6 protein-coding genes are annotated in these 8161 nt (G+C 63.4%); 4 read left to right on the top strand and 2 right to left on the bottom strand.

Features of this window, described 5'->3' with window-relative positions:
• Window positions 1–298: 298 nt before the first annotated feature.
• A complete protein-coding gene (locus tag JHD07_RS03335; protein WP_291618899.1) occupies window positions 299–2428 on the bottom strand; it encodes an acetate--CoA ligase family protein in 2130 nt (709 codons plus the stop codon).
• A gap of 351 nt (window positions 2429–2779) precedes the next feature.
• Here JHD07_RS03335 and JHD07_RS03330 point away from each other — a divergent pair, with 351 nt between their 5' ends.
• The 4 genes from JHD07_RS03330 (at window position 2780) to maiA (ending at window position 7748) form a co-directional block, all read left to right on the top strand.
• The gene (locus JHD07_RS03330; RefSeq protein WP_291618902.1) at window positions 2780–3475 is read left to right on the top strand and encodes a GntR family transcriptional regulator; all 696 of its coding nucleotides are present in this window, start codon (window positions 2780–2782) and stop codon (window positions 3473–3475) included.
• Window positions 3476–3550: 75 nt separating this feature from the next.
• Window positions 3551–5284 (top strand): oxalyl-CoA decarboxylase, encoded by a 1734-nt coding sequence (gene oxc / locus JHD07_RS03325; RefSeq protein ID WP_291618897.1) that lies wholly within the window; start codon window positions 3551–3553, stop codon window positions 5282–5284.
• A gap of 63 nt (window positions 5285–5347) precedes the next feature.
• A complete protein-coding gene (frc, locus tag JHD07_RS03320; RefSeq protein ID WP_291618895.1) occupies window positions 5348–6625 on the top strand; it encodes a formyl-CoA transferase in 1278 nt (425 codons plus the stop codon).
• A 475-nt stretch (window positions 6626–7100) separates the two neighbouring features.
• Window positions 7101–7748: a maleylacetoacetate isomerase gene (gene maiA / locus JHD07_RS03315; RefSeq protein WP_291618893.1), complete on the top strand. Its 648-nt coding sequence runs from the start codon at window positions 7101–7103 to the stop codon at window positions 7746–7748.
• Between the two features lie 155 nt (window positions 7749–7903).
• On the opposite strand, the gene JHD07_RS03310 is transcribed toward maiA, so the two are convergent.
• Window positions 7904–8161 (bottom strand): hypothetical protein (locus JHD07_RS03310; RefSeq protein ID WP_291618892.1); only part of this gene is annotated, 258 nt, incomplete at its 5' end.

Below are 8161 nucleotides of genomic sequence, written 5' to 3'. Positions count from 1 at the left end.
TGCGGACGTTTGCCGCATTGTGTCGTTTGGTCGCATATCAGCCAAAACGGCCGATGCTGTCCAGTGACATGCCTCGGGGGGGTTGATCAGGGGGACGCCGGGATCGCTGCGCCGAGGGCGGCCGTCAGTGTTGCAGCGATGATGTCGCGGCTCTCCATCCTTAAGGACCAGACCCGGAATCTCGAGGTTCCGGGTTCGATGCGCCGGGCCGCGCTTGCGCGGTCTCCGTCGCATCGCCCCGGAACGACGTACTCTGAAAAGCGCCGCTCCGGATCATCTCGAAGGGGCTTCAACGCCCTCAGAGCAGCCCTGCCCCGCGCGCCCATTTGTACTTGGCGCCCAGCACCTCGACCGGCATCTCGGTCGAATAGGCGTAGGCCGGGATGCCGTTCTGGTAGAGATATTCGGCGGCTTCCTCGACCTCGACGTCGCCGGCGAGCGAGGCGACCATGGGTTTCACGAAGCCCTTGGCCTCCATCTCCTTCTTCACCTCGACCATGTTGCGGGCGAACACCATCGGCGGGGTGACGATGGTGTGCCAATAGCCGAGGATCAGGGCATGGATGCGCTCGTCCGACAGGCCGAGCTTCACGGTGTTGACGTAGGTGATCGGCGGCTCGCCGCCGGTGATATCCACGGGATTTCCGGCGGCACCAAACGGCGGGATGAACTTGCGGAAGGCCGCATCCAGATCCGGCGGCATCGACATCAGCGACAGGCCATTGTCAACGCAGGAGTCCGACAGCAGCACGCCCGAGCCGCCGGCACCGGTGATGATCAGAACGTTCTCGCCCTTCGGCGTCGGCAGCACCGGCACACCGCGGGCGAATTCGAGCAGTTGGCGCAAGCTCCGGGCACGGATCACGCCGGACTGCTTGAACACGTCCTCATAGATGCGATCGTTACCGGCGAGCGCGCCGGTGTGTGAGGACGCGGCCTTCGCGCCGGCCGAGGTGCGGCCGGCCTTGAGCACGACGACCGGCTTCTTCTTGGAGACGCGCTTGGCGGCCTCCGCAAAGGCGCGGCCGTCCTTGAGGTCTTCGCAGTGCTGCGCGATCAAATTGGTGTTCGGATCCTGCTCGAAGAAGGCGAGCAGATCGTCCTCGTCGATGTCGGACTTGTTGCCGAGGCCGACGATCGCGGAGACGCCCATCTTTGCCGAGCGCGAGAAGCCGATGATGGCCATGCCGATGCCGCCCGACTGCGACGACAGCGCCGCGTGGCCCTTGACGTCGTAGGCGGTGCAGAAGGTCGCGCAGAGATTGGCAGGCGTATAATAGAAGCCGTAGATATTCGGCCCCATCAGGCGAATGTCGTACTTCTTGCCGACCTCGACGATCTCGGCCTGCAGCTCCGGCGCGCCGGCCTCGGCGAAGCCCGACGGGATCAGGACTGCGCCCGGAATCTTCTTCTCACCGCATTCGGTGAGCGCCGCAGCCACGAACTTGGCGGGGATGGCGAATACCGCGACGTCGATCACGCCGGGCACGTCCTTGACGCTCTTGTAGGCCTTGTAGCCGAGGATTTCGGCGGCTTTCGGATGGATCGGATAAATATCGCCCTTGTAGCCGCCGTTGATGAGGTTCTTCATCACGGAGTTGCCGATCTTGCCGTCCTCGGCGGAGGCGCCGACCACGGCGACCGCCTTCGGCTGCATGATGCGGTTCATCGCTGCGACGATCTCTTCGGTCGGGCGCGGCTTGGGCTTCGGCACATAGGCGAAATCGACGACGATGCGGACGTCTGCGGCCGTTGCATCCTTCGGGGTGGCGAACACGGGGTTGAGGTCGAGCTCGACGATCTCAGGGAAATCGGTGACGAGCTGCGAGACCTTGACGATCACGTCGGCAAGGGCGTTGCGGTTGACCGGCTCGCCGCCGCGCACCCCCTTCAGGATCTCATGGGCCTGGATGCCGTCGAGCATCGAGAGCGCGTCCTCCTTGGTCGCGGGCGCAAGGCGGAAAGTAATGTCCTTCAGCACCTCGACCAGCACGCCGCCGAGGCCGAAGGCGACGAGCTTGCCGAACGAGCCGTCGGTGATCGAGCCGACGATCACCTCGGTGCCGCCGGCCAGCATCTGCTGCACCTGGACGCCCTCGATCTTGGCGTCAGCCTTGTACTTCTTGGCGTTGGACAGAATGGTCTCGTAGGCCTTCTCGGCCTCTTCGGTCGTCTTCAGGCCGACGATGACGCCGCCGGCTTCGGTCTTGTGGAGAATGTCCGGCGAGACGATCTTCATCACGACTGGGAAGCCCATCGCAGAGGCCATCTTGCCGGCCTCACCCGCCGACTTGGCCACCCCCTCCTTCGGCACCGGAATGCCGTAGGCGTCGCAGACCAGCTTGCCTTCCGGGGCCGTCAGGCTGGTCCGGTTGTCCGCCTTGACCTGGTCAAGCACGTTGCGGACGGCATCTTTGGAATTGGACATGTGGCTTCTCCCTTGACCTCAGTTCGTTCTTTTTAAAGCGCGCGCGTGTGTGCGGCTGCCCGTGATGCTTGCCATTCGCCGCGCTCTGTTCCATGTCGCGGACCGGAGCGCATAAAAAGCGCTAGGCTAGTCCGCCGCCTTGGATCAAAAATGGCTGGCGATGGCATTTGGTATGCCAGAAGCCAACTTGTCAAGCTGGAGCTTGTCTTAGAACGCCGCAAAAAATCGCCAGCTTGACATTCTGGCATGTGGTATGCCAAAAACTTTCTCGTTAATATTCCTGTAAAAGACGACTCCCACTGGAGGAGATTCGTCGTGTCACTACGGAAACCAACCAAGGCGTTGCCGAACATGGCCGAGGCAGACATCGCAATCGTTCGCATTGCCCCGGAGAGCAGCTTCAAGAACAAGGCGTATGACGCCTTGAAGGAAGCCATCCTCAAGATGGACATCTATTCGACGCCCGAGCCGGTGATGCTCGACGAGCGCGCATTGTCCGAACGACTTGGCGTCAGCCGCACGCCGATCCGCGAAGCCATTGCGATGCTCGAGCAGGACGGCTTCGTGAAGACGGTGCCGCGCCGCGGCATCATGGTGGTGCGCCGGACCAAGAGCGAGATCGTCGACATGATCCGCGCCTGGGCGGCGCTGGAAAGCATGGCCGCGCGCCTCATCACCACCACCGCGCGCAAGAAGGACATCACGGCGCTGCGCGACTACTTCAAGGATTTCAGCAAGGACCGCCTGCCCGAAGATCATGTCGAGGAATACTCCCGCGCCAACATCGCCTTCCACCAGGCGCTGATTTCGCTGTCGGAATCCCCCGTGCTGGTCGATCTCACCAACGACCTCCTGCTGCACGTGCGCGGCTATCGTCAGCTGACGATCGGACGCAAGGATCGCACCGCGACCTCCCTGCCCGAGCATCTCGGCATCATCGAAGCGCTGGAGGCGCGCGACACCGAACTCGCCGAGAAGCGCGCTCGCGATCACACCCTCGGCCTTGCCGCCTACGTCGAAGCGCACGGCCAGGAATTGTTCACATAACTTCTCACTTAGACCATTCGCGCCAGAAGGGCGAACAACTCGCCCCGCTATCTCAAGACCAGGGAGACAAGGCCCATGCTGAACACCGCGACCAAGTCCGAAGCACCGGGCACCGAGCAGGACCTGACGGATGGCTTTCATCTCGTCATCGACGCGCTCAAGCTGAACGGCATCAACACCATCTATAATGTGCCGGGCATCCCGATCACGGATTTGGGCCGCATGGCGCAGGCCGCCGGCATTCGCGTGATCTCCTTCCGCCACGAGCAGAACGCCGGTTACGCCGCGGGCATCGCCGGCTATCTCACCAAGAAGCCCGGCGTCTGCCTCACGGTGTCCGCGCCCGGCTTTCTCAACGGGCTCACCGCGCTCGCGCACGCCACCACCAATTGCTACCCGATGATCCTCGTCTCCGGCTCTTCCGAGCGCGAGATCGTCGACCTCCAGCAGGGCGACTATGAGGAGATGGACCAGCTCGCGATCGCCAAGCCGCTGTGCAAGGCGGCCTACCGCGTGCTGCACGCCCAGGACATCGGCATCGGCTTCGCCCGCGCCATCCGCGCCGCGGTCTCCGGCCGTCCGGGCGGCGTCTATCTCGACCTGCCGGCCAAGCTGTTCGGCCAGGTGATGAACGCCGAGGCCGGCCGCAAGTCGCTGGTCAAGGTGATCGATGCTGCGCCCGCGCAGATCCCCTCGCCCGGTTCGGTGAAGCGCGCGCTCGACGTGCTCAAGAGCGCCAAGCGTCCGCTCATCATCCTCGGCAAGGGCGCGGCCTACGCGCAGGCGGACGAAGAGATCAAGAATTTCGTCGAGAAGAGCGGCGTTCCGTTCCTGCCCATGAGCATGGCAAAAGGCCTTCTTCCCGACACCCATCCGCAATGTGCCGGCGCGGCCCGCTCGACCGTGCTGAAGGAGTCCGACGTCGTCATGCTGATCGGCGCGCGGCTGAACTGGCTGCTGTCGCACGGCAAGGGCAAGAGCTGGGGCGAAGCGCCCAAGAAGTTCATCCAGGTCGACATCGAGCCGAAGGAGATGGACTCCAACGTCGAGATCGTCGCGCCCGTGGTCGGCGACATCGGCTCGGTCGTCGCCGCCTTCAACCAGGCGCTCGCGTCCGGCTGGACCGCCCCGCCCGCCGAATGGACCAAGGCGATCTCGGCCAAGCGCGAAGAGAACGTCGCCAAGATGGCGCCGAAGCTCATGAACAACAAATCGCCAATGGACTATCACGGCGCGCTCGGCGTCCTGAAGAACGTGATCAAGGAATACCCCGAGGCGATCCTCGTCAACGAGGGCGCCAACACGCTCGACCTCGCCCGCGGCGTCATCGACATGTACCGCCCGCGCAAGCGCCTCGACGTCGGCACCTGGGGCGTGATGGGCATCGGCATGGGCCAGGCCATCGCGGCTGCGCTCGAGACCGGTCACCCCGTGCTGGCAGTCGAAGGCGACTCGGCCTTCGGCTTCTCCGGCATGGAGGTCGAGACCATCTGCCGCTACAATTTGCCGATCTGCGTCGTCATCTTCAACAATGACGGCATCTATCGCGGCACCGACCTCAACGGCGCGAACTCCGACCCGGCGACCACCGTGTTCGTCAAGGGCGCGCGCTACGACAAGATGATGGAAGCCTTCGGCGGCGTCGGCATCAACGCGACCTCGCCCGACGAACTGAAGCGCGCCGTGAACGAAGCCATGGCGTCCGGCAAGCCGACGCTGATCAACGCGGTGATCGACCCGGCCGCCGGCTCGGAGAGCGGCCGCATCGGCAACCTCAATCCGCAGAGCGTTCTGCAGAAGAAGAAGTAAGTCCACCCCTCAACCCTATTCCCTGCCGGGTGCAGGGGCAGACAAAGAGTACGGAGCAACACGATGACCAAAGCGCTCGAGGGCGTTCGCATTCTCGATTTCACCCACGTTCAGTCAGGACCGACCTGCACGCAGCTGCTGGCCTGGTTCGGCGCCGACGTGATCAAGGTGGAGCGCCCGGGCGTGGGTGACATCACCCGCGGCCAGTTGCAGGACATCCCGAACGTGGACAGCCTGTATTTCACCATGCTCAACCACAACAAGCGCTCGATCACGCTCGACACCAAGAACCCCAAGGGCAAGGAAGTCCTCACCGAGCTGATCAAGAAGTGCGACGTGCTGGTGGAGAATTTCGGCCCCGGCGTGCTCGACCGCATGGGCTTCCCCTGGGAGAAGATCCAACAGATCAACCCGAAGATGATCGTCGCCTCGATCAAGGGTTTCGGCCCCGGACCGTATGAAGACTGCAAGGTCTATGAGAACGTCGCGCAGTGCACCGGCGGCGCGGCCTCCACCACCGGCTTCCGCGACGGCGTGCCGCTCGTCACCGGCGCGCAGATCGGCGACAGCGGCACCGGCCTGCATCTGGCGCTCGGCATCGTCACCGCGCTCTTCCAGCGCACCCACACCGGCAAGGGCCAGCGCGTCACCGCCGCGATGCAGGACGGCGTGCTCAACCTCTGCCGCGTCAAGCTGCGCGACCAGCAGCGCCTCGCCCATGGCCCGCTCAAGGAGTACAGCCAGTTCGGCGAAGGCGTGCCGTTCGGCGATGCCGTGCCGCGCGCCGGCAACGATTCCGGCGGCGGCCAGCCCGGCCGCATCCTGAAGTGCAAGGGCTGGGAGACCGATCCCAACGCCTACATCTACTTCATCACGCAGGCTCCGGTCTGGGAGAAGATCTGCGACGTGATCGGCGAGCCCTCTTGGAAGACCGATCCGAACTACGCCAAGCCGGCCGCCCGCCTGCCGCGCCTCAACGAGATCTTCGCCCGCATCGAGCAGTGGACGATGACGAAGACAAAGTTCGAGGCGATGGAGATCCTCAACAAGGACGACATCCCCTGCGGCCCGATCCTGTCGATGAAGGAGATCGCGGAAGACCAGTCGCTGCGCGCGACCGGCACCGTGGTCGAGGTCGACCACCCCACCCGCGGCAAGTACGTCTCGGTCGGCAACCCGATCAAGCTGTCGGACTCACCGAGCGACGTGCAGCGCTCCCCGCTGCTCGGCGAGCACACCGACGAGATCCTGCGCTCGGTGCTCGGCCTCTCGGATCACCAGGTCGCCGAGATCCACAAGTCCGGCGCACTCGACCCTCCGCAAAAGCAGGCGGCGGAGTAAGCGGGCCACATCGAACGAGAAGAAGGGGCCGCCCGGATGGGGCGGCCCTTTTTGCTTGGGAAGCGTGCAATAGCGGGCTCAAACCAAAAGGTGGAAAAACAACCCCATGCACAGTAGCCATCCCGTTGGCCCACAACGATATTTCTGATTCGACGAAAAAGTCCTGACCCGTCGGGCAAAACAGGGGTAGTATGGCATCGTGGGTGTCATGCCAGGAGTGCATCTTGGGGCTCGCTGCTGCACATCGGAACGGCTCTCCGACCACACCCCGTTCGCGGAAGGGGCTGCATAGGTCTGGAGTCCAAGGCGATTGTCGGACGTCAGCGCGAGGCGCAAGGACGTCAGCTAGGGCACGAAGCGGACAAATCGGCGAACCTTGCGGAAGGTCGACTAACGGCTAGCTCCCGTGTTCACTCGGATCGCGGCTGGTAGAGGAATACAAGCTTTCATCGTCGCAGCGCAAAGGACCAACGACATGATTGTCTACACATGGTGGCGTTCGCTTGCGGCGTTTCGCGTGCGCATCGTTCTAAACCTGAAAGGTGTGTCGGCGGAAGAACGACAGGTGGATCTTCGCAAAGGCGAGCAGCACGATCCGGCATTTCGCGCGATCAACCCGCAGGCAGCCATCCCGGCGCTCATTCTCGACGATGGGCGCATCCTGGTTCAATCTATGGCCATTATGGAATATTTCGAGGAGGTTTACCCTGCGCCGCCACTGCTGCCCGCCGACGCTACCGAGCGGGCGCGCGTCCGCGCTTTAGCCCAGATGGCGGTGGCCGACGGCCATCCGCTGGTCACGCCCCGCGTTCGCGAGTACCTCGAACGTGAACTTGGGCACGACGAAGTGCAATACATGGCGTGGAGTCGGCATTTCACGGGTGCTGCGCTGGCGGCGATGGAAGGGCATCTGAGACGCGATGCTCAAACCGGCACGTTCTGCCATGGTGACCAACCAACGCTGGCAGACGTCTGCCTTGCCAGCCAAGTTGTGGGCTTTTCCTATTTCGGTGGGACCGCCGACGCGTTTCCTGTCGTGCACCGGATCTATTCAGCCTGCATGCAAATCGATGCCTTCCAGCATGCACACCCACTCGCGCAACCAGACGTCCCGAAGCCGTGATCGCTACGACCAGAGAGAACATGACGCGCCACGGCGAATGTCTGCCTTGGGTCACAGGCCGCGTTGGGGCAACCAGAGTTCGCGTCCGCTCTGCCTTCCCAAACCGACATTGCGATGACTCAGCCCGGTTCGGTTAAGGGCCAGAAACGGAAGAATCACAACCGTGCCTCGTCAGGTATCCCCCAAAAGGCACGCACAAACAAACGGGCCGGCGGCAGCACGGCATCGAGATCAACCGGGGCGCGGTCCAACGTGACTGCAACTAGATCGTAGTTCGCACCATGGTCGCTTGTCGTGTCCCTAAGCATTACGCCGTCCGCGGTGTGGCATCGAATTGAATGTCCTTCGCGAAAGCGCTCCACGGCGAATGTCTGCCTTGGGTCACAGGCCGCGTTGGGGCAACCAGAGTTCGC

This window comes from Bradyrhizobium sp. (assembly GCF_016462955.1).
GTDB lineage: Bacteria > Pseudomonadota > Alphaproteobacteria > Rhizobiales > Xanthobacteraceae > Bradyrhizobium.
This window is presented reverse-complemented; position numbering and strand designations above follow the sequence as displayed.

Excerpts from the sequence above, each read along its gene's own strand:
- JHD07_RS03335 (WP_291618899.1), bottom strand. The coding sequence starts at position 2,428 with ATGTCCAATTCCAAAGATGCCGTCCGCAACGTGCTTGACCAGGTCAAG.
- JHD07_RS03330 (WP_291618902.1), top strand. The coding sequence starts at position 2,780 with ATGGCCGAGGCAGACATCGCAATCGTTCGCATTGCCCCGGAGAGCAGC.
- oxc (WP_291618897.1), top strand. The coding sequence starts at position 3,551 with ATGCTGAACACCGCGACCAAGTCCGAAGCACCGGGCACCGAGCAGGAC.
- frc (WP_291618895.1), top strand. The coding sequence starts at position 5,348 with ATGACCAAAGCGCTCGAGGGCGTTCGCATTCTCGATTTCACCCACGTT.
- maiA (WP_291618893.1), top strand. The coding sequence starts at position 7,101 with ATGATTGTCTACACATGGTGGCGTTCGCTTGCGGCGTTTCGCGTGCGC.